The organism is Acidovorax sp. GW821-FHT10E03 (assembly GCF_059415205.1).
On sequence record NZ_JBWKMU010000010.1, the window covers coordinates 194,538 to 212,500 of the forward strand.

Consider the following 17,963-nt stretch of genomic DNA (forward strand, 5'->3'; position numbering starts at 1 on the left):
GCACCCCAGTTCCAGCGCCCGGGGGGCCTGGAGCTTGTTGCGCAAGAACTGGAACAGCGTCGTCGTCAAAGGGGTCGGGCGGCAAGAAAAGAACCGGACGGGGTGCGGGCAGAAGAAGCACGCGCTCGCGCTGCCCCCTGAAACGTGAATCCTACACCGCAGAGCGCCGGACCGAGCGGTCACCACCATGCGGGTTTGCCCCAGAACGCCGCCAGTCACCCCGGCAACCTTCGCGCAGCGCCATGCTTGCTAGGCTGCGTGCCATGCAGATATCCGAACTCGCGCAACGCACCTCGGTTTCCGTCCACGCCCTGCGCCACTATGAGCGGCTGGGGCTCCTGCAGCCGCGCCGGCGGGCCAATGGCTACCGCGACTATCCACCGCGCATGCAGCGCGAGGTCGTGTTCATCGCCATGTCGCGCCAGCTTGGCTTCACCCTGCCGCAGATCGCCCTGCGCCTGGGCGCCTACCGGGCAGGCACCCTGCGCACCGAGACCATGGTGCAGGCCCTGCAGGAGCGCGCGCAGGCGCTGGACGAGCAGATCGATGCGCTGCGGGCCCAGAAGCAGCGCGTGCTGGAGCACCAGGCCTGGCTGCAGGCGCAGCAGGCACGGCCGCGTGCCGCCGTGTCGGCGCCACCGGCGCCCTGGCCGCGCGTGCGGCCCCCCGCCACGCCACCCCCATCGGCCCGCACCCGTCCATCCACCACCTCCGCAAGGAAAGCACCATGACCTCTTTGTCCGCACATTCCGCCGCCGCGCCCATGGACCATCTTCGGTCCCTGGTGCTGGCCATGCCCATGGCGCGCACGCTGGGCCTGCGCTTCGTGCGCGCCGAGCCGGGCGCGGTGGAGGTGGAGATTCCGGTGAGCGACGCCTTCTGCTTTCGCCCCGGCCAGCTGCAGGCCACCGCCGTGTTTGCCGTGGCCGACTTCGCCGCCGTGGGCGCGGCCGGCAGCGTGCTGCCGCCGGGCTGGGTGAATGCCACGGTGGACGCCACCGTGAAACTCGTGGCCCCCGCACGGGGCGTGTGCCTGCGGGCGCGCGGGCGCGTCATCGACGCGGCGCGGCTGCTCACGGTGTGCGCGTCCGATGTGTTCGCTGTGGATGCGGATGGCAAGGAAACGCTGTGCGCCACGCTGCTGGCCACGGCCCGCAACATCGACGCCACCGTGGCGCCACGGTAGCTGCCGTGGCCCGCTGCAGAGAGAGCGCCGGGCCGGCGGGTCGGTCAGGCGCGTGCGCGCCGCGCGCGCACGGCGGCGGCCAGGCCTTCCAGCACCGGCACCGTCTGCGCGAAGCTGATGCAGGCATCGGTCACCGACACGCCGGGCGCGAGCGGCTGGCCGGGCACGATGTCCTGGCGGCCTTCCTGCAGGTGGCTCTCGATCATGAGGCCGGTGATGCGCCGGTCGCCCGCGGCGATCTGCCGGGCGACGTCGTCCGCCACGGTGATCTGGCGCTGGTGCTGCTTGCTGCTGTTGGCGTGGCTCACGTCGATCATCACCTGCTCGCGCAGGCCCGCCGCCTGGAGCATGGCACAGGCGGCATCCACATCGGCCGCGCTGTAGTTGGGCTGCTTGCCGCCGCGCAGGATCACGTGGCAGTCCTGGTTGCCGCGCGTCTCGAAGATCGCGGCCTGGCCCATCTTGGTCATGCCCATGAAGGCGTGCGACGCCTGCGCGGCCTGGATGGCGTCGCTGGCCACCTTCACGCCGCCGTCGGTGCCGTTCTTGAAGCCCACGGGGCACGAGAGGCCGCTGGCCAGCTGGCGGTGGCTCTGGCTCTCGGTGGTGCGCGCGCCGATGGCGCCCCAGCTCACCAGGTCGCTGATGAACTGCGGCGAGAGCAGGTCCAGGAACTCGGTGCCCACCGGCAGGCCCGTGGCCAGCACGTCCAGCAGCAGCTGGCGCGCCAGCTCCAGCCCCTCGTTGATGGCGAAGCTGCCATCCAGGCGGGGGTCGTTGATGTAGCCCTTCCAGCCCACGGTGGTGCGGGGTTTTTCAAAGTAGACGCGCATCACGACCAGCAGGTCGGCCTGCAGCGCGTCGGCCTGGATCTTCAGCTGGCGCGCGTAGTCCATCGCCTGGTCGTGGTCGTGGATGGAGCAGGGGCCCACCACCACGATGAGCCGGTCGTCCTGGCCGTGCAGCACGCGCGAGATGGCGGCACGGCTGGTTTCCACCAGGGTCTGCGCGGCGTCGGGCGTGGGCAGCCACTCCTGCAGCAGCGCAGGCGTGATGAGCGGGCGCACGGCCTTGATGCGCGTGTCGTCGATGCGTGTCGTGTCGTGGGTGGAGATCGGGGTGGCGGAGCGGTGTGCGTGGGTCATGGTGGCCCTGATTGTCGCGCGGGCGGGGCCATCGGCTGGCCGACGATGTGGTCACACTGCCTGCAACTGGCGCGTCCCAGGCGAGGGACGCCGAGCAAGGGCCGCCCCACAGCAAGGGCGTCGTCCCCCTCAGGGGGAAGGCGCCGAAGGCGACTCAGGGGGAGCCGCTACGGCCGCCGGAACGCCGCATTCTGCCGCGACCAGTGCCGCGACTGCAGCTGGTCGAGCCGCACCGTGCCGCCGGTGGACGGCGCGTGCACGAAGCGCCCTTCCCCCACGTAGATGCCCGCATGGTTGGGCTGGCGGCCCGTGCCGAACACCACGAGGTCTCCGGCGCGCAGCTCGCTGCCGTCGATGGGGTAGCCCCAGCTGTTGAGCTGCGCCACCGTGCGGGGCGGCGGGGTGCCCACCTGGTTGCGGTACACATAGCCGATCAGCCCGCTGCAATCAAAGCCCGCATCGGGCGTGTTGCCGCCATAGCGGTACGGCGTGCCCACCAGGCCCAGTGCGTGAATGGCGATGTCGTGTGCCTGCTCCGCGGTCAGGGGTGGGGTGGTGCGTACCGGGGCTGACGAAGAAGGCGACGGGGGCCGCGAGGTGCCGCAGCCGCCCAGCGCCAGCAGGGCGGCGGTGCAGGCGGCCAAGGCCAGTCTGTGAAAAACAACGCGCATGGCCCGAAGGGTAACGGATAGGCCCCGGCGCCTGCGCGGACTCCGTCCATGGCCTGGGGCTATTGGCCAAAAATGCCGCCAGCGCTTGGTGGTAAAGCGCTGGCAGCTATCTTTTTTACAACAGCGGCGGCGTCACACCGCCGCCGTGGCGGCCACGCCCTGGCGCCGCTCGGCCAGCCGGTTCGCCACGCTCACGATGGCCAACACCGACGCCGTCACGATGTTGTGGCTCATGCCCGCGCCGAAGGTGGAGCCGGCCACGCCCTCCATCGCGGCCTCCACGATGGCCAGCGCCTGGGCGTGGGCTCCCGTGCCGGTGGCGCGCTCTTCGTAGTGGTCCACGCGCAGCGGCAGGCCCAGCGCATCCACCGTGGCGGCGATCGGCCCGTTGCCCTGGCCGCGCAAATGCTGGCGCATGCCGTCGATGGTCACGTCCAGCTCGATGCCCTGCCCGTCTTCATCGAGCCGGTGGCTGTGGCACGCGATGGCGGCGTGGCCCGGGGCGCGCAGGTACGTGGCCTGGAACAGCTCCCACAGCGCATCGCCGCTCATCTCACCTTCGCTCGCGTCCGTCTGGCGCTGCACCACGGCGCTGAATTCGACCTGCATGCGGCGCGGCATCACCACGCCGTGTTCGCGCTCCAGCAAGAACGCGATGCCGCCCTTGCCCGACTGGCTGTTCACGCGGATCACGCTGTCATAAGTGCGGCCCAGGTCCGCAGGGTCGATGGGCAGGTACGGCACTTCCCACAGCGCGCTCGGGTCCTGCGCGGCAAAGCCTTTTTTGATCGCGTCCTGGTGCGAGCCCGAGAACGCGGTGAACACCAAGTCGCCCGCGTAGGGGTGGCGTGGGTGCACGGGCAGCGAGGTGCATTCCTCGGCAATGCGCGCCACCGAGGTGATGTCCGAAAAATCGAGGTTCGGGTGCACGCCCTGCGTGTACATGTTGAGCGCCAGCGTCACGATGTCCACGTTGCCGCAGCGCTCGCCGTTGCCAAAGAGGCAGCCTTCCACACGGTCGGCACCGGCCATCATCGCGAGTTCTGCCGCGGCCACGCCGGTGCCGCGGTCGTTGTGCGGGTGCACCGAGAGCGTGATGTGCTCGCGGGGGGCGAGGCGCCGGTCCATCCATTCGATCTGGTCGGCGAACACGTTGGGCGTGGCGTTCTCCACCGTGGTGGGCAGGTTGATGATGATGGGGCGGCCAGGGCCGGCGTTCCAGGCCGCGATAGCGGTCTGGCAGGCCTTGAGCGACACGTCGAGCTCGGTGGCGCTGAAGGTCTCGGGCGAGTACTGCAGCGTCCACTGCGTGGCGGGCTGCGCGTCGGTGAGCTGCTTCAAATAGCCCACATGGTGCGCGATCAGCTGCATCACCTGCGTCACGTTCATGCCGAACACGATGCGCCGCCAGGCAGGCGCGGTGGCGTTGTACAGGTGCACGATGGCGCGGGGAGCGCCGTTGACGGCCTCCACCGTGCGCGCGATCAGGTCCTCGCGCGACTGGGTCATGACCATGATGGTCACGTCGTCGGGGATCAGGTCCTCGTCGATGAGGCGGCGCACGAAGTCGAAGTCGGTCTGCGACGCGGCCGGAAAGCCGACTTCGATCTCCTTGAAGCCGATGCGCACCAGTTCATGGAAGAGCTTCATCTTGCGCTCGCCGTTCATCGGCTCGAACAGCGCCTGGTTGCCGTCGCGCAGGTCGGTGGAGAGCCATACGGGCGCGCGGGTGATGCTGCGGGTGGGCCACTGGCGGTCGGTCAATGCAACCGGGGCGATGGGCTGGTACTTGGTGGCGGGCTTGGCAATCATGAGAGGCTCCACGAACGGTGTGTGCGGTGCGCTGAAGACAAAAACGCGCGGTGCACGGGTCAGACGAAATGAATGAAAAAACAAAACGTGTGACATCCCCTGCAGCCCTTTGCAAAGTGCAAAGGCTGGTTCGCGGGCCGGGGTCAGGGGGAGATCAGGTGTTGCGCTGAGCGAGTCAGGCAACGGTGGCGAACGCAGGCAGACCCCGGCCAAGCACTAGTAGGCTTAGCGATAGGGTGGGTAGGAGCATGCTGCGTTGCATAGAGGCTTGAAGATAGCACAGGCTTGCTGCGCTGCGCAAGGTTTTGATGAAAAGTGCCGCCAGCGCTTGATGGATAAGCGCTGATAGCTATAAAAACAGTAGTAAAGACTGCTGGTAGGATGGCGCCTTTCGCTTTGCCCCCCTCCCCTCTCGCTTCGCCAGGGACCCTCTCATGCCCTACATGCTGCTCATCATGGAACCCCACGGCCAGCGGGCCGAGCGCGGGCTGGCGGGAGGCCAGGAGGCGTATGCCCGCATGCTGCGCTTTGGCGAGGGCCTGAAGGCCCGGGGCCTGCTGCGCGCCACCGAGTCGCTGGCGTCCACCGACCAGGCCGTGCGCCTGCAGGTGCGCGAAGGGCAGTCCCGGCTGGTGGATGGGCCGTTCGCCGAGACGAAGGAAATGGTGGGTGGCTTCTTCCTGCTCGACTGCGCCACGCGCGACGAGGCCGTGGCCATCGCCCGCGAATGCCCGGCCGCCGAATGGGCCACCATCGAGGTGCGCGAGGTGGCGCCGTGCTACCACGGGGCATCGTGACCTGGGCGGCTAGGCGCGGCGCGTGGTGCCTTCCTGCAGCAGTGCCTGAAACTGCTCCACCGGCATCGGCCGCGCAAACAGGTAGCCCTGCAGCACGTCGCAGCCCTGGTGCACCAGGTAGTCGGCCTGTTCCGGCGTTTCCACCCCTTCGGCCGTGATCTGCAGCCCCAGGCCATGGGCCAGGGCCACGATGGCGTTGACGATGGTGCGGCTGTGTTCGTGGCCGGGCAGGTCCTTGACGAAGCTGCGGTCGATCTTGAGGCGGCGCATCGGCAGCTGCCGCAGGTAGGCCAGCGACGAATAGCCGGTGCCGAAGTCGTCGATGGCCAGGTGGATGCCCAGCTGGCTCAGGCGGTGCAGCGTGTGTGCGCCCGCTTCCATGTTGTCCATGAGCACGGTTTCCGTGAGCTCGATCTCCAGCAGGTGGGCGGGCAGGCCTTCCTCGCGCAGGATGTCCATCACGCGTTCGAGGAACTGCGCATCGCCCAGCTGCCGCGCCGAGATGTTGACCGATACCCGCAGGGGCCCGCCGGCCTGCCACCGGGCGGCATCGCGGCAGGCGGTGCGCATCACCCAGTAGCCCAGCGGGACGATGAGGCCGCAGTCCTCCGCCACCATCACGGCCTCCAGCGGCGGGACATGGCCCAGCTCCGGGTGCGACCAGCGCAGCAGCGCCTCCGCGCCCACCAGCGCCTTGCCGGCGGCGGCGAACAGGGGCTGGTAGTGCAGCGCGATGCCCTCGCCCTGGTCGAGCGCGGCGCGCAGCGCATGCTCGATGGCCTGGCGGCGGACCACCGCCAGGTTCATCGACGCGTCAAACCGCACGCACCGGTTCTTGCCCATGTCCTTGGCCCGGTACATGGCCGTGTCGGCGTTGCTCACGAGGCTGTCCATGTCCGCCGCATCGTCTGGAAAGATGGCGATCCCGGCGCTGCAGGTCATGGTCACCTGCTGGCCCACTTCGGTGAAGGTGGGGCGAAAGACGCCCACGATGCGCTGGCCGTAGGTGTTGAGCGCCGCGTCGTCCATGTCCAGCCGCAGGATCACGGCGAACTCGTCGCCGCCCAGGCGCGAGATCGCGTCGGCGGCGCGCACCACGGACTGCAGGCGCCGGGCCACCTGGCGCAGGAGGCCGTCCCCGGCCGCGTGCCCGAAGGTGTCGTTGAGGGTCTTGAAGTTGTCCAGGTCGATGTAGACCAGGGCGACGCGGGAGCCCAGGCCGCGCGCGCGCTCGATCTCGGCGGCCAGGCGTTCGTTGAACGCGTGCCGGTTTCCGGTGCCGGTGACCGCGTCGGTGTGGGCGAGCGTGTGCAGGCGGTTTTCGGCGTTGCGCACGGCCGCCTGGCTGCGCAGCACCATCGCGGCCGCCAGGGCCATCACGCACCCCGCGATCAGCAGCGCGCTGACGAAGCGGATGGCCAGGCGGGCGTACACCGCGCTCATGGACTTGCGAAAGTACAGCGTGCCCGACACCACGCCGCCCATCTCCACGGGCCGTGCGATCTCCAGCACGCGCAGCCCCGCGCGCTCGGCCACACCGGCCATGCCCGCGGCCGGCAGCGTGGCGGGAAAAGCCTGGTCCGCGTCGCGTGCGTAGTGGGCCAGCAGCCGGCCCTGCCGGTCGTAGACGTCCGCGCCCAGCACCATCGGCGACGCCTTCAGCGCCCCCAGCATCTCGCTGGCCGTGTGCGCATCCTGGAACATCACCGCGGCCGAGATGTTGTCGGCCACGATCGCCGCCTCCACCCGGCTGTCCTGCAGCATGGACTGCCGCGTGCTCCAGTAGTCCACGCCCGTGAGCGCCAGCACCACCGTCAGCAGCGCCAGGCCCGCGGCCAGGAGGCCGGTGGCCACGAGCCGCGACGACGGCAGGGGCTGCGCGGCCCCCGGCTCCTGCGCGGGGGCCTGCGGCATGGCGGGCGCCTTCGTTTTTTCCTGATTCTTCTTCGTCATCATCGTCATCATCTGGCCGCCCTGGCCAGCCGCAGCAGTCGGGAACTCACGGACAGGCCCGCGCGCGCGGTGGCATCGGTGTTGATGGCGAACACGATGCGGTTCTTCTGCTGGCCGAGCGTGATCATGATGTCGGGGCTGCCTGCGGCGTCCTCATCGGCCACCGTCAGGATGCCGTGGGCGGGCGGCAGGGCCCGCAGCGCGCGCAGCACCGGCTCGATGTCGGCGCCGTGCAGGATGAGCACGCGGCAATGGCGCAGCTCGGCCAGTTCCAGCAGCCTCACCCGGATGGGCCGCCCCTTGCGGGCGGGCTTGCCCTCCAGGGCCGTCAGGGCGCGCTTGAGCGGACTGAAGGGAGAGATGCACAGGGGCCAGTCGCCATCGGTGGCCAGGTCGCTGTCGGGCCATTCGATGAACTGGATGAAGTTGAAGATGTACGCGGCCTTGAGATCGGGTTCCTCCACGGGGTTGGTGGCATGCGCCAGGCCCCCCGCCCAGCACAGCACGCACAGCCCGGCCCACAGCAGGTTGCGCAGGCGCAGGGCGTGGGACATGGCTCAGAACCCGTAGGTGAGCTTGACGCGGTAGGTCCGTCCATCCTGCCGGATCGAGTCTTCGCGGATTTCGTAGGAGGCGGGGTCCGCGTGGCGGCGGTTGAAGACGTTGTACACGCCCACCGACACATCCACGTCCCCCAGGCGCTTCGTATAGACGAGGTTGGCCAGGACGTGCGCAGGCAGGCGCGCGTTCGCGAGCGTCCTGCGCGCGCCCACGCCAATGGCCTCGACGGCATACTGCCCCGGCCTGCCCTGCCCCGGCGCCGCGAGCGCCAGCGTGTCCGACCACTGCAGCTTGAGCAGGTGCCGGGGGGAGTTGGTCAGCGTCTCGGGTGCACCCGCGTCGCGCGCCTTCTGCCACCCGTAGGCCACGCGCAGGCGCGACCCTCCTTGCCAGCGCTGCTCCACCTCGGTCTCCATGCCATGCACGCGCACGCCCCGCGCGTTGCTGAACCTGAGCCTGTCCGGGATGCCCGCGTCCCCCAGCGAGATCAGGTCGGTCACCTCGGACCTGAACGCCGTCAGCAGCATGCGCGTGGTGCCGGTGGGGGCGTGTTCCAGCGCCAGCTCCGTGGTGCGCACCTTTTCGAGCCGCAGGCCCGTCAGATCGACGATGCCGCCGGGCAGGTCCACCCGGTAGTCGCGCTCGTAGGCGTTGGGCGGCCGGTAGGCCGTGCCATGCAGCAGCTTGACGGCCGTGGCCGGGTTCCACCAGTACACCAGGCCCAGCCGGGGGTGGAAGCTGCCGTCGCTGCCCGACTGCTTGCCCCACCGCAGGCCCGCGTGCAGGGTGAGCGTGGGCGCCAGCGCGAACTCGTCCTGGACATAGATGCCCAGCGCGTTCCCCGCGCGGCGGGTATCCAGGTATTGCACGGGCGGATCCACGTCGGCATTGAGCTGCCGGATGCGGGTGTCGCGCCGGTAGTCGACGCCCCACGCGAGCTTGTGGCGTGCAAGGGCCGTGCTCACCCACTGCCATTCCGTGCCCCACCATTGGCCGGTGCCCACGTCGCGGTTGAGCGTGGGCGGCGGATAGTCGTACGCGTAGTCGCCCACGAAGCGGTAGTGCCCGGCGTGGACGCGCCCGGTGAACGCGAGGGAGGGCTGCAGCTGGCTCGCATACTCGGCCGCGACGCGAGTGGTGGTGTCGATGGACCGCGAGCGCGGGTCATTGAAGGTCTGCGAGAACGCCGCGGTGGGCGTGCCCTTGCTGCGCTCGCCGTGCGCCAGGGTGAAGCTCAGGCCGTCGCGCTGCATCCGCGCGAACAGCTGGGTGCTGCGGTCGAAATCCAGGCGCTGCGCGACGCCCTGGTTGCTGGCCGGCGTGTCGAACACGGCGAAGTACTGGTCCGCGCCCCGGCTGCTCGCGCGCGTCAGCGCGATCAGCCAGTCCCCGCCCTGTGCGTCCACGGTTCCCACCGAGAAGCGGGCCTTGGCGCTGCCGTGGCTGCCGGCCGCCACGCTCAGCTGCGGGCCGGCCAGCTGGCGGCCGTCGCGCGTGATGACGTTGACCACGCCGAAGAACGCATTGGGCCCATAGACGGCGGAGCCCGGCCCCGGCACGAACTCCACGCGGTCCACCAGGTCCAGGTCCAGCGGGAAGTCGGTGCCGATGGTGGCCTGGTCGTAGAGGTTGTCATTGAAGCGCACGCCATTGACCAGCAGCAGCACGCGGGTGTTGTAGTCGCCCGGCGTGGCGAAGCCGCGCGTGCCCAGGTAGTGGTAGGAGCGGTCGTACGACACATACAGCCCGCGCATGCTGCCCAGCACCTCGGCCAGCGTGCGGTAGCCGAAGAGCCGGATGTCGTCGGCGGTCACCACGCTCACCAGGGCGGGTGCTTCCAGGGTGGTCTGCGTGTACCGGCTGGCGGTCCGGACTTCCATCTGCACGAGCTGTTCCAGCGGCAGATGGGCGATGTCCGCCTGCGCGATGGCGTGGGAGAGTCCGCTGCAAAGGAGGGCCAGCGCCATGCGCTGTGGCCACTGTGCCGGGCGATGGTCCGATCCTCTTGTCATGGGCGTTGCACCCGCTGTGGCGGTGGCTCCTGTGTGCGAGACCAAGCGTTCCGGAGGTTCGTGGGTCGGTGGGGCGAGTGTTTACAAATTGTATCCACCAGCAGGCCCGGCAGGCCCCCGGGGGGATCGGTGATGACCCTAGGAAAAATGTAAAAGGTGGCCGCAGCAGCCGGTGGGCCGGCTGGGGCTCAGTCCCCCGCCGCCGAATCCCCGCGGTGGGCGAAGGCCAGGCCCACGCGGCGGTACAGGCGGCGCCAGCCGAACAGGTAGACCACCACCAGGGCCGCCGCGACCGCGAGCCAGGGGCTCTGGGGGCTGGCGAATACAAACCGCCACGCCCAGTACAGTTCGGAAAAGCCCATGAGCGCGAACGTCCCCAGCCCGATCCACGCGCCTTCCGCCCGCCAGGCGGCCACCGAGACGAACGCGTGGCCCACCCAGGCCGCCAGGCCCAGCAGCAGGTGGGTGGCCCAGGCCAGCACCGGCCGCTGCTCGAACCAGCCCGCCAGTCCGGTGAGGGTGGGCGGCGTGCCGGACCGGGCGGTCACGGCGGCCTGCACCAGGAACGCGGCCAGCACGCCCTGGTGCTGCAGACGGCGGGCGGCGGTGCCCTGCCCCTTCAGCGCGGAATCGACCACGTGGCGTGCCAGCCAGCCGCCCACGCCGCCGGCGCGGGGGGTGCCGTCTGCGGCATCCCCGTCATCGCGGGGCAGGCGCGCGGCGGCTTCCCGGGCCTGGTCGTGCAGGGCCTGGGGCACATGTTCCATGGCGCTGGCGCTGCGGCGCACCGCGTGGGCGCAGACCGCCACGGTGCGCAGCGCGGGCGGGATCTGCTCCAGCCGCCAGCCGCCCTCCTGCACATGCGCGATGCAGGCTTCCTCGCTGAGCATGTCGGGAGGGATCTGGCCGAAATCCTTCACGCCCTGGCGCAGCGCCGCCGCATAGCGCGCGGGGGTCATGAGGCGCTTGGGCACGAAGCGCACCGTGTCCTCGTCGGCCGCCAGGGCGGCATCGACCATGGCGTGGGTGATGCGTTCGCGCGGCACATCGGCCAGGGTGCGCGGGTGCGACTGCAGCCGTGCGATCAGCGTGGCGTCGTCGGCCGCCTGGGCCTGGCCCTGCGCCAGGCCTTGCAGCCAGCGCATGTCCTCGGCGGCATCCCACTGCGCGGCGTAGGGCGACTGCAGCGACAGCACCGTGGAGGCATCGAGCGCCGCTTCCTGCGTGCGGCCCAGGGCGCGCAAGGCGCTGGCCAGAATGTAGCGCGCATGCTCTTCGTGGCGCACGCGGCCGAGGCCCAGGCGGGCGTCGGCCATCGCGCCTTCAGGGTCGCCCGCCCACAGCCGAGCCCAGGCGCGCTGCACGTGCCAGTGGCTGGCCTCGCGGGGTTCGCCGTCCCGGCGGGCCTGGTCCAGGTCGTCCGCGATGAGCCGGGTGGTGACGTCCTCGCGCAGCGCGGGCGGTACGGCGAGGAACATGTCCCAGCGGTCCTGCAGCGCGGCCACGCACACGTCGGTGGTGCGCAGCGCCGCAGGGATCTTGTCCAGCGACAGGCCGTTGGCGCGCGCCGAGGCCAGGCACAGCGCGGGCGTGAGCATGTCGGCGGGAATGTGCTCGATCAGGCAGCCGTAGTCGTGCCGCACGGCGCGCTCGGCCAGCGCGGGCGTGATCTTGCGCGGGTCGATGTAGCTGATGTTGTAGATGTCGGCCTGCAGGGCGGCCTGCTCCACCGCATCGGTGCGCAGCCAGTGCGCCAGGTCCTTGAGCGGCGCCTGGGCGCGCACCGCCTTGAGCGCGAGCTCGGGCGTGAGCAGGCAGCCCCACACGTCGCACAGGCTGTTGTGGTCCCAGGTGGCGGGGATGCCGCTGTTGCGCTCGTCGCGCCAGTCCCATTCGGGCTGGCCGGCATACAGGCTGCGTGCCAGGGCCAGGGCTTCGGCGGTCATGCATTCGGGCGGGATGCCGGCCGCCTCGCGCAGGCCCCGGCGCACCAGCGATTCGAGCCGTGCGGTTGTCCGCCAGGCCGCAGGCACGTATTCCAGCGCCGCCACGTTCGCATCCAGGGCGGCATCCACCATCGCATCGTCCAGCCACTGCGCGGGCACATGGGCGATCGCATGGCGGTCGTTGCACACGGCGTGCAGCCATTCATCACGTGTCCGGGGCGGCTGCGTGGCCGGCGCGCCCTCGGGGGGCCGGCTGTCCAGCGCCGGGCCGTCGCTGTCCGGGCCTTCGGGCTCGCCGCCGTGGCCGGGCGGTTCCGTGGCGGGGCCGGCGCCGCGCGCGCGCTGCGCCAGCTGCAGCGCGTCGATGCTGGGCGCGGCCATGAGCCACAGTTCCCACCACACATCGCCGTCGCCCGAGTCCGAATGCTTGTACAGCGTGAGCCACTGTTCGCGCGCCTCGTGCAGCGCGCCGCCGTCGCCCGGCAGGGGCTTGGCCATTGCCACGGGCCAGGCCTGCGTGTAGTCGCCCTGGCGGCGCCAGGGGACGGCGTGCTCCGGGTTCGGGTCGGCGGCGCCAAAGCGCGCGCTCAGCTGCTGCACCATCGCCACGCGGGCTTCGTCCACCGCGCGGTTGAGGTCGGTGCACAGGAATTCGTAGGGGCCGTTGTGCGATTCGCTCAGGTAGGCGCGCATCACCCGCCGCACGACCACGGTGCGGCCGGCCTGCACCTGGCCGGGGTCCTGCTCCCCGTCGTCATCGTCATCTTCATCGTCGCCGTCCACGGGTTCGTCGGGCGCGAGTTCATCGCCCGCCGCCAGGCGGTGCAGCCGGGCCTCGGCGTCGGCCAGCAGGTCCACGGCCAGCGGCACGATGCCGTCGAGCGTCTTGAGGTTTTCCAGGTGGTCGGTGAGCGGCGCGTGGAAGAACGGCCCGGGGGGCCAGCAGTTCTCGCGCACGCCGCTGCGCCACAGGGGCGTGCCCCCGGCGTCGAGCAGGGCCACCTGCTGGCCGTCGTAGTGCGCGCGCCAGGCGACGGCGCCCTCGCCGTCGATAAAGGCCAGTTGCCCGTCGCGGGTCAGAAACGGCACCAGCGGCGTGTCCGGCGGGTGCCCCACCAGCCAGCCATCGCCATCGGTCAGCGGCTCCAGCAGGTGGTCGGGCGCGGGCACGAAGCGGCCGTCCGGGTGCAGCAGGCCCCAGTGCGCCGGGCCCGCTGTGGTGGCATCGGCCGCGCCCTTGCGCACGGCGGCGGCGGTGCGCACGACGGCAAAGCCGCTTTCCGCCGAGAAATCCGTGCCGTAGCTCAGCGGCGGGGCCGCAAGGGGTTTGCCGTCGGCCGTGAGAAAGCCCGTGCCGTCATAGCTGTTGGCGGCCACGCCGCAGGCCATGCGCCGCGAGAGGTGGCGCCCGCCTTTCACGACCACCTTGCCGCGCGCGTTGAGGTAGCCATGGCCGTTGTCCCAGGCATGGGGTTCGTCGAAGAAGGCCAGGCCCTCGGCATTGAAGGCATCGATGCGCGGGTAGCGGGGCTCCAGCACCCAGCGGCCTTGTGCGTCGATGAGGCCGTAGGTGTCGCCGTCCAGCGAGGCGGCCGTGGCGGTGGATTCGCCAAACGGCCGCGCGTCGCGAAAGCGGGGCTCGATCACCCAGCGCCCCGTGCGGTCCACGAAGCCCTGGGTGCGCTGGTTGCTGGCCTTCTTCCACAGCGTGGCGCGCGCCAGGCCATTGGCGCCGAAGGGGCTCAGCTCATGGAACACCTCGTCGCAGGTGGTGTGGCCGGTGCGGTCGATGATGCGCCAGGCATCCTGGCCCACCTGCACCGCGCACAAACCGTTGCGAAACGGCTGGGCGTTGTCGAATGCGGGAGGGATGACCACCGTCCCCGCCAGGTCCATGAACCCCCAGCGCCCGCCGTCGCAGAAGCGGGCCAGCCCGTCCTCGGAAAAACTGCGCGCGTTCTGCAGCGTGGGCGGCACGCGCCACCGGCCCTCGCCGTCGATGTAGCCCCACGGGCCGTGGGCCGCGCGGGCTGCGCCGATCCAGCCGCCGCGCCCGTCGGCCCAGAAGCGCAGCACCTCGCCCAGGCCTTCTGCGGGGACCACGGCCCGGCCCGGGTGGACGATGACCAGCGCGAGGGCCTGGTGGCCGGGCATGAGCGGGATGCTGGCCAGCCAGGGGGGTGTTGGTTCGGTGTCGTTGTGGCTGGTCATTGCGGTCGGGTCCCTCGCGCGGCATCCTACCGAGGCAGATCGCTATGGCCGGTAACCATTTGCACGGCTTGGCGGATACGCCACAGCGGGCGCCGCTGCGGGCGTGTGGCGCAGGCCGCGCCGCGCCCCACCCTCTTTTTCTAAGTAAAAACCCTGAACCAGCCACCAAGCTGTCGATCTGCCACGGGTTCGTCCGTCGTGCTGGTGAAGGCCACGGATCGCGCCATGGCCCGCCCCCCTGACCCCCCGAGGAGAACCCCATGCGATTCATGATCATCGTGAAAGCCACCGCAGAATCCGAGCGCGGCGACATGCCCACCGAACCCCTGATGGCCGCCATGGCCCGCTACCACGAAGAGCTGGCCCGGGCGGGCGTGCTGCTGGACGGCAGCGGCCTCAAGCCCAGCGCGCAGGGCTGGCGCGTGCGCTACGGCGCGGGCGGGGCGCGCACCACCATCACCGACGGTCCCTTCACCGAGACCAAGGAGCTCATCGCCGGCTACACGCTGATCCAGGTGCGCGACCGCGACGAGGCGCTGGAATGGACACGCCGCTTCCCCAACCCGCGCGGCGAGGGCCTGGAGGCCGAGATCGAGGTGCGCCCGCTCTACGAGATGGAGGACTTCGCTGCCGTGGAGGGCGTCGAGCACTTCCGCGACCTGGAAGCCCGCCGCTGAACCGCTGCCCCTGCCTGGAGACCATTGCCATGATCAAGACCATCGCCCTCGTGCTGCTCGCCGCCCTGGCGCTGCTGCTGGCGTTTGCCGCCACCCGCCCCGACAGCTTCCGCGTGGAGCGCAGCCGCGTGATCCCCGCGCCGCCAGAACGTGTGTACGGGCTCATCCACGACCTGCGCCAGTTCAACACCTGGAACCCGTATGAACGCAAGGACCCCGCCGCCAAGGGCCAGTACAGCGCCACCACCGCAGGCCCCGGCGCGCGCTATGCGTGGCAGGGCGACAAGGTGGGCACCGGCAGCATGGAGATCGTCGACGCCACGGCCCCCGCGCGGGTTGCGATGAAGCTCGACTTTGTGGCCCCGTTCGAGGCCCACAACCAGGTGGAATTCACGCTCCAGCCCGAGGGCTCCGGCGCCACCCGCGTCACCTGGGCCATGCAGGGCCCCGTGCCGTACGTCGCCAAGATCGCCCACCTGTTCTTCAACATGGACCGCATGGTCGGCCAGGACTTCGAGGACGGCCTGGCCAACCTGCAGGCCGTGGCGCAAAAACCAGCGACCTGAACCGCGCACCTTTGCCAAACCTTCTGTTTCCCTTTACCTTCCCACCCCTTCAGGAGCCTTTCATGCACAAGCAAATCTTCGTGAACCTGCCCATCGAGAACATGGCCCGCTCGCAGGCGTTCTTCCGCGCGCTGGGCTACGAGTTCAACCCCGAGTTCACCAACGAACAGGGCGCCTGCCTGGTGGTGGGCGAGAACCTGTTCGTGATGCTGCTGGTCAGGGACTTCTACCAGACCTTCACCAGCAAGGCGATCGCCGACGCACGCACCACCTCGGAGGTGCTGGTGTGCTTCTCGTGCGACAGCCGCGAGGAGGTCGATGCCCTCGTCGCCAAGGCCGTGGCGGCCGGCGGCACCTCGCCGCGCCCGGTGCAGGACCTGGGCTTCATGTATTCGCGCAGCTTCGACGACCTGGACGGCCATAGCTGGGAGTTCGTGCACATGGTGGATGCCAGCAAGGCGCTGGGCTGAGCTTTCACCGAGGCCACCGATGCACAACCCCCGCAGTCCCGATGCCGACGCCGGCGCCGATGCCCTGCACCGCACCATCGATTCGGTGTGGCGCATCGAGGCCGCGCGCATCATCGCCAGCGTGGCGCGCATGACGCGCGACGTGGGCCGGGCCGAGGAGCTGGCGCAGGACGCGCTGGTGGCCGCGCTGGAGCACTGGCCCGCCACCGGCCTGCCCGCGAACCCGGGGGCATGGCTCATGACCACGGCCAAGCGCCGCGCCATCGACCACCTGCGCCAGCAGGCGGTGCATGCGCGCGAGCACGAGGCGCTGGGCAAGGACCTGCAGGCGCTCGAAGCCCAGTACGCCCCCGACGTGGTGGACGCCCTGGTCGCTGCGCAGCAGGACGACATCGGCGACGACCTGTTGCGCCTGATCTTCACCGCCTGCCACCCCGTGCTGCCCACCGAGGCGCGCGTGGCGCTCACGCTGCGGCTGCTGGGCGGCCTCACCACGGCCGAGATCGCACGGGCGTTCCTGGTGCCCGAGCCCACCGTCGCGCAGCGCATCGTGCGGGCCAAGCGCAGCCTGTCGGCCGCCCACGTGCCCTTCGAGGTGCCGGGCGCGGCCGAGCGCGCGCCGCGCCTGGCGTCGGTGCTCGAAGTCATCTACCTCGTCTTCAACGAAGGCTACGCGGCCACGGCGGGCGACGACTGGATGCGCCCTGCCCTGTGCGGCGAAGCCCAGCGCCTGGTGCGCGTGCTGGCCAGCCTGGTGCCCGACGAGCCCGAGGTGCAGGGGCTGGTGGCGCTGCTGGAAATCCAGGCCTCGCGCCTGCCCGCGCGCACCGATGGCGAGGGCCGGCCCGTGCTGCTCATGGACCAGGACCGCGCGCGGTGGGACCGGCTGCTGGTGCGCCGGGGCCTGGCCGCGCTCGACAAGGCCGAGCAGCTGGCGCGCGCGGGCCATGCCTGGGGCCCCTACGCGCTGCAGGGCGCGATCGCCGCCTGCCATGCCCGCGCGCGGCGCGCCCAGGACACCGACTGGGCCCACATCGTGGCGCTGTACGACGCGCTCGCGCAGGTGGCGCCCTCGCCCGTCGTGGCGCTGAACCGCGCCGTGGCGGTGGGCATGGCCGAAGGCCCGGCGGCGGCGCTGCGGCTGGTGGACGAGATCGCGGCGGACCCCGTGCTGGCCCAGTACCACTGGCTGCCCAGCGTGCGCGGCGACCTGCTGGCCAAGCTGGGCCGCGTGGCCGAGGCGCGCGCCGAGTTCGAGCGCGCGGCGGGCCTCACGCGCAACGCGCAGGAAAAGGCGCTGCTGCTGGCGCGCGCGGGCGGCTGAACGGCGCTTGCACCCCGGGGCCGGGCACCGCGCGCGGCGGCCGCGTGATTTTGTCCCGCGCTTTCGCCAAAATGGTGCCTCGTTCCGTTTTGCCGCCCACCGCCCTGCCATGACGCACCCAGACCCCGTGTTCCCGCTGGACGGCGGCTGTACCTGCCGCCATGTCCGCTACCGCATGCTCACCGCGCCGCTTTTCGTGCACTGCTGCCATTGCCGCTGGTGCCAGCGGGAAAGCGGGGCGTCGTTCGCCTTGAACGCCATGATCGAGGCCGACAGGCTGGCGCTGCGGGTGGGCGAGGTCGACCTGGTGGACACCCCGTCCGAAAGCGGCTTTGGCCAGAAGATCGCGCGCTGCCCGCACTGCCGCGTGGCGGTGTGGAGCCACTACTCCGGCGCGGGCCCGCTCGTCGCCTTCGTGCGCGTGGGCACGCTGGACGCGCCGGACCACCTGCCGCCCGACATCCACATCTACACCGCGTCGAAGCAGCCCTGGGTGGTGCTTGCGCCCGGCACGCCCGCCGTGGCGCAGTATTACGACCGGGACGCCCACTGGCCCCCCGGCAGCCTGGCCCGCCGCCAGACCCTGCTGCCCCGCATCAACGCCTACCGCGAGGCCCTGGGTCTGGACTGAG

At 70.8% G+C, this 17,963-nt stretch carries 15 protein-coding genes; 8 read left to right on the forward strand and 7 right to left on the reverse strand.

Annotated features, from left to right (window positions below; all coding sequences use genetic code 11):
• Positions 1-263 precede the first annotated feature (263 nt).
• Entirely contained in the window at positions 264-731 is a 468-nt protein-coding gene (locus tag AC07OD_RS18985) for a MerR family DNA-binding transcriptional regulator (RefSeq protein WP_494597740.1), read from the forward strand.
• Positions 728-1,186, forward strand: a complete 459-nt coding sequence (locus AC07OD_RS18990) for a PaaI family thioesterase (protein WP_370627748.1) — start codon at positions 728-730, stop codon at positions 1,184-1,186. The genes AC07OD_RS18985 and AC07OD_RS18990 overlap by 4 nt, the downstream gene beginning before the upstream one ends.
• Before the next feature lie 44 nt (positions 1,187-1,230).
• Here the strand turns inward: AC07OD_RS18990 and AC07OD_RS18995 are convergent, their stop codons facing one another.
• The 3 genes from AC07OD_RS18995 to leuA all read right to left on the reverse strand — a co-directional run bounded on the left by AC07OD_RS18995 (position 1,231) and on the right by leuA (position 4,814).
• Entirely contained in the window at positions 1,231-2,331 is a 1,101-nt protein-coding gene (locus tag AC07OD_RS18995; protein ID WP_218339316.1) for a 3-deoxy-7-phosphoheptulonate synthase, read from the reverse strand.
• A 167-nt stretch (positions 2,332-2,498) separates the two neighbouring features.
• On the reverse strand, positions 2,499-3,002 hold the full coding sequence (locus AC07OD_RS19000; RefSeq protein ID WP_218296386.1) for a C40 family peptidase: 504 nt from the start codon (positions 3,000-3,002) through the stop codon (positions 2,499-2,501).
• Positions 3,003-3,134: 132 nt separating this feature from the next.
• The gene (leuA, locus tag AC07OD_RS19005; protein WP_494597741.1) at positions 3,135-4,814 is read right to left on the reverse strand and encodes a 2-isopropylmalate synthase; all 1,680 of its coding nucleotides are present in this window, start codon (positions 4,812-4,814) and stop codon (positions 3,135-3,137) included.
• A gap of 434 nt (positions 4,815-5,248) precedes the next feature.
• Between leuA and AC07OD_RS19010 the strand changes: the two genes are divergently transcribed.
• Positions 5,249-5,611 (forward strand): YciI family protein, encoded by a 363-nt coding sequence (locus AC07OD_RS19010; RefSeq protein ID WP_218296384.1) that lies wholly within the window; start codon positions 5,249-5,251, stop codon positions 5,609-5,611.
• A gap of 9 nt (positions 5,612-5,620) precedes the next feature.
• On the opposite strand, the gene AC07OD_RS19015 is transcribed toward AC07OD_RS19010, so the two are convergent.
• From AC07OD_RS19015 to AC07OD_RS19030, 4 genes are all read right to left on the reverse strand, one after another.
• Positions 5,621-7,564 (reverse strand): putative bifunctional diguanylate cyclase/phosphodiesterase, encoded by a 1,944-nt coding sequence (locus AC07OD_RS19015; protein WP_255590943.1) that lies wholly within the window; start codon positions 7,562-7,564, stop codon positions 5,621-5,623.
• A gap of 8 nt (positions 7,565-7,572) precedes the next feature.
• Positions 7,573-8,118: a YfiR family protein gene (locus AC07OD_RS19020; RefSeq protein ID WP_218296383.1), complete on the reverse strand. Its 546-nt coding sequence runs from the start codon at positions 8,116-8,118 to the stop codon at positions 7,573-7,575.
• A 3-nt stretch (positions 8,119-8,121) separates the two neighbouring features.
• Positions 8,122-10,137, reverse strand: a complete 2,016-nt coding sequence (locus AC07OD_RS19025; RefSeq protein ID WP_494597742.1) for a TonB-dependent receptor plug domain-containing protein — start codon at positions 10,135-10,137, stop codon at positions 8,122-8,124.
• Positions 10,138-10,325: 188 nt separating this feature from the next.
• On the reverse strand, positions 10,326-14,294 hold the full coding sequence (locus AC07OD_RS19030) for a WG repeat-containing protein (protein WP_494597743.1): 3,969 nt from the start codon (positions 14,292-14,294) through the stop codon (positions 10,326-10,328).
• 260 nt (positions 14,295-14,554) lie between these two features.
• Here AC07OD_RS19030 and AC07OD_RS19035 point away from each other — a divergent pair, with 260 nt between their 5' ends.
• The 5 genes from AC07OD_RS19035 to AC07OD_RS19055 all read left to right on the forward strand — a co-directional run bounded on the left by AC07OD_RS19035 (position 14,555) and on the right by AC07OD_RS19055 (position 17,962).
• Complete coding sequence (locus AC07OD_RS19035; protein WP_218296380.1) at positions 14,555-14,971, forward strand: YciI family protein; 417 nt, start codon at positions 14,555-14,557, stop codon at positions 14,969-14,971.
• A gap of 29 nt (positions 14,972-15,000) precedes the next feature.
• Positions 15,001-15,537 carry an SRPBCC family protein gene (locus tag AC07OD_RS19040; RefSeq protein WP_218296379.1) on the forward strand — a complete coding sequence of 179 codons (537 nt, stop codon included), beginning with the start codon at positions 15,001-15,003 and terminating at the stop codon, positions 15,535-15,537.
• A 62-nt stretch (positions 15,538-15,599) separates the two neighbouring features.
• Entirely contained in the window at positions 15,600-16,007 is a 408-nt protein-coding gene (locus AC07OD_RS19045) for a VOC family protein (RefSeq protein ID WP_218296378.1), read from the forward strand.
• A gap of 19 nt (positions 16,008-16,026) precedes the next feature.
• A complete protein-coding gene (locus tag AC07OD_RS19050; protein WP_494597744.1) occupies positions 16,027-17,331 on the forward strand; it encodes an RNA polymerase sigma factor in 1,305 nt (434 codons plus the stop codon).
• A gap of 109 nt (positions 17,332-17,440) precedes the next feature.
• Complete coding sequence (locus AC07OD_RS19055) at positions 17,441-17,962, forward strand: GFA family protein (RefSeq protein WP_369640934.1); 522 nt, start codon at positions 17,441-17,443, stop codon at positions 17,960-17,962.
• The last annotated feature ends 1 nt before the right edge of the window (position 17,963 follow it).

Excerpts from the sequence above, each read along its gene's own strand:
- AC07OD_RS19045 (WP_218296378.1), top strand. The coding sequence starts at position 15,600 with ATGCACAAGCAAATCTTCGTGAACCTGCCCATCGAGAACATGGCCCGC.
- AC07OD_RS19035 (WP_218296380.1), top strand. The coding sequence starts at position 14,555 with ATGCGATTCATGATCATCGTGAAAGCCACCGCAGAATCCGAGCGCGGC.
- AC07OD_RS19000 (WP_218296386.1), bottom strand. The coding sequence starts at position 3,002 with ATGCGCGTTGTTTTTCACAGACTGGCCTTGGCCGCCTGCACCGCCGCC.
- AC07OD_RS19040 (WP_218296379.1), top strand. The coding sequence starts at position 15,001 with ATGATCAAGACCATCGCCCTCGTGCTGCTCGCCGCCCTGGCGCTGCTG.
- AC07OD_RS19025 (WP_494597742.1), bottom strand. The coding sequence starts at position 10,137 with ATGACAAGAGGATCGGACCATCGCCCGGCACAGTGGCCACAGCGCATG.
- AC07OD_RS19030 (WP_494597743.1), bottom strand. The coding sequence starts at position 14,294 with ATGACCAGCCACAACGACACCGAACCAACACCCCCCTGGCTGGCCAGC.
- AC07OD_RS19010 (WP_218296384.1), top strand. The coding sequence starts at position 5,249 with ATGCCCTACATGCTGCTCATCATGGAACCCCACGGCCAGCGGGCCGAG.
- AC07OD_RS19020 (WP_218296383.1), bottom strand. The coding sequence starts at position 8,118 with ATGTCCCACGCCCTGCGCCTGCGCAACCTGCTGTGGGCCGGGCTGTGC.
- AC07OD_RS19050 (WP_494597744.1), top strand. The coding sequence starts at position 16,027 with ATGCACAACCCCCGCAGTCCCGATGCCGACGCCGGCGCCGATGCCCTG.
- AC07OD_RS18985 (WP_494597740.1), top strand. The coding sequence starts at position 264 with ATGCAGATATCCGAACTCGCGCAACGCACCTCGGTTTCCGTCCACGCC.
- AC07OD_RS19055 (WP_369640934.1), top strand. The coding sequence starts at position 17,441 with ATGACGCACCCAGACCCCGTGTTCCCGCTGGACGGCGGCTGTACCTGC.
- AC07OD_RS18990 (WP_370627748.1), top strand. The coding sequence starts at position 728 with ATGACCTCTTTGTCCGCACATTCCGCCGCCGCGCCCATGGACCATCTT.
- AC07OD_RS18995 (WP_218339316.1), bottom strand. The coding sequence starts at position 2,331 with ATGACCCACGCACACCGCTCCGCCACCCCGATCTCCACCCACGACACG.
- AC07OD_RS19015 (WP_255590943.1), bottom strand. The coding sequence starts at position 7,564 with ATGACGAAGAAGAATCAGGAAAAAACGAAGGCGCCCGCCATGCCGCAG.
- leuA (WP_494597741.1), bottom strand. The coding sequence starts at position 4,814 with ATGATTGCCAAGCCCGCCACCAAGTACCAGCCCATCGCCCCGGTTGCA.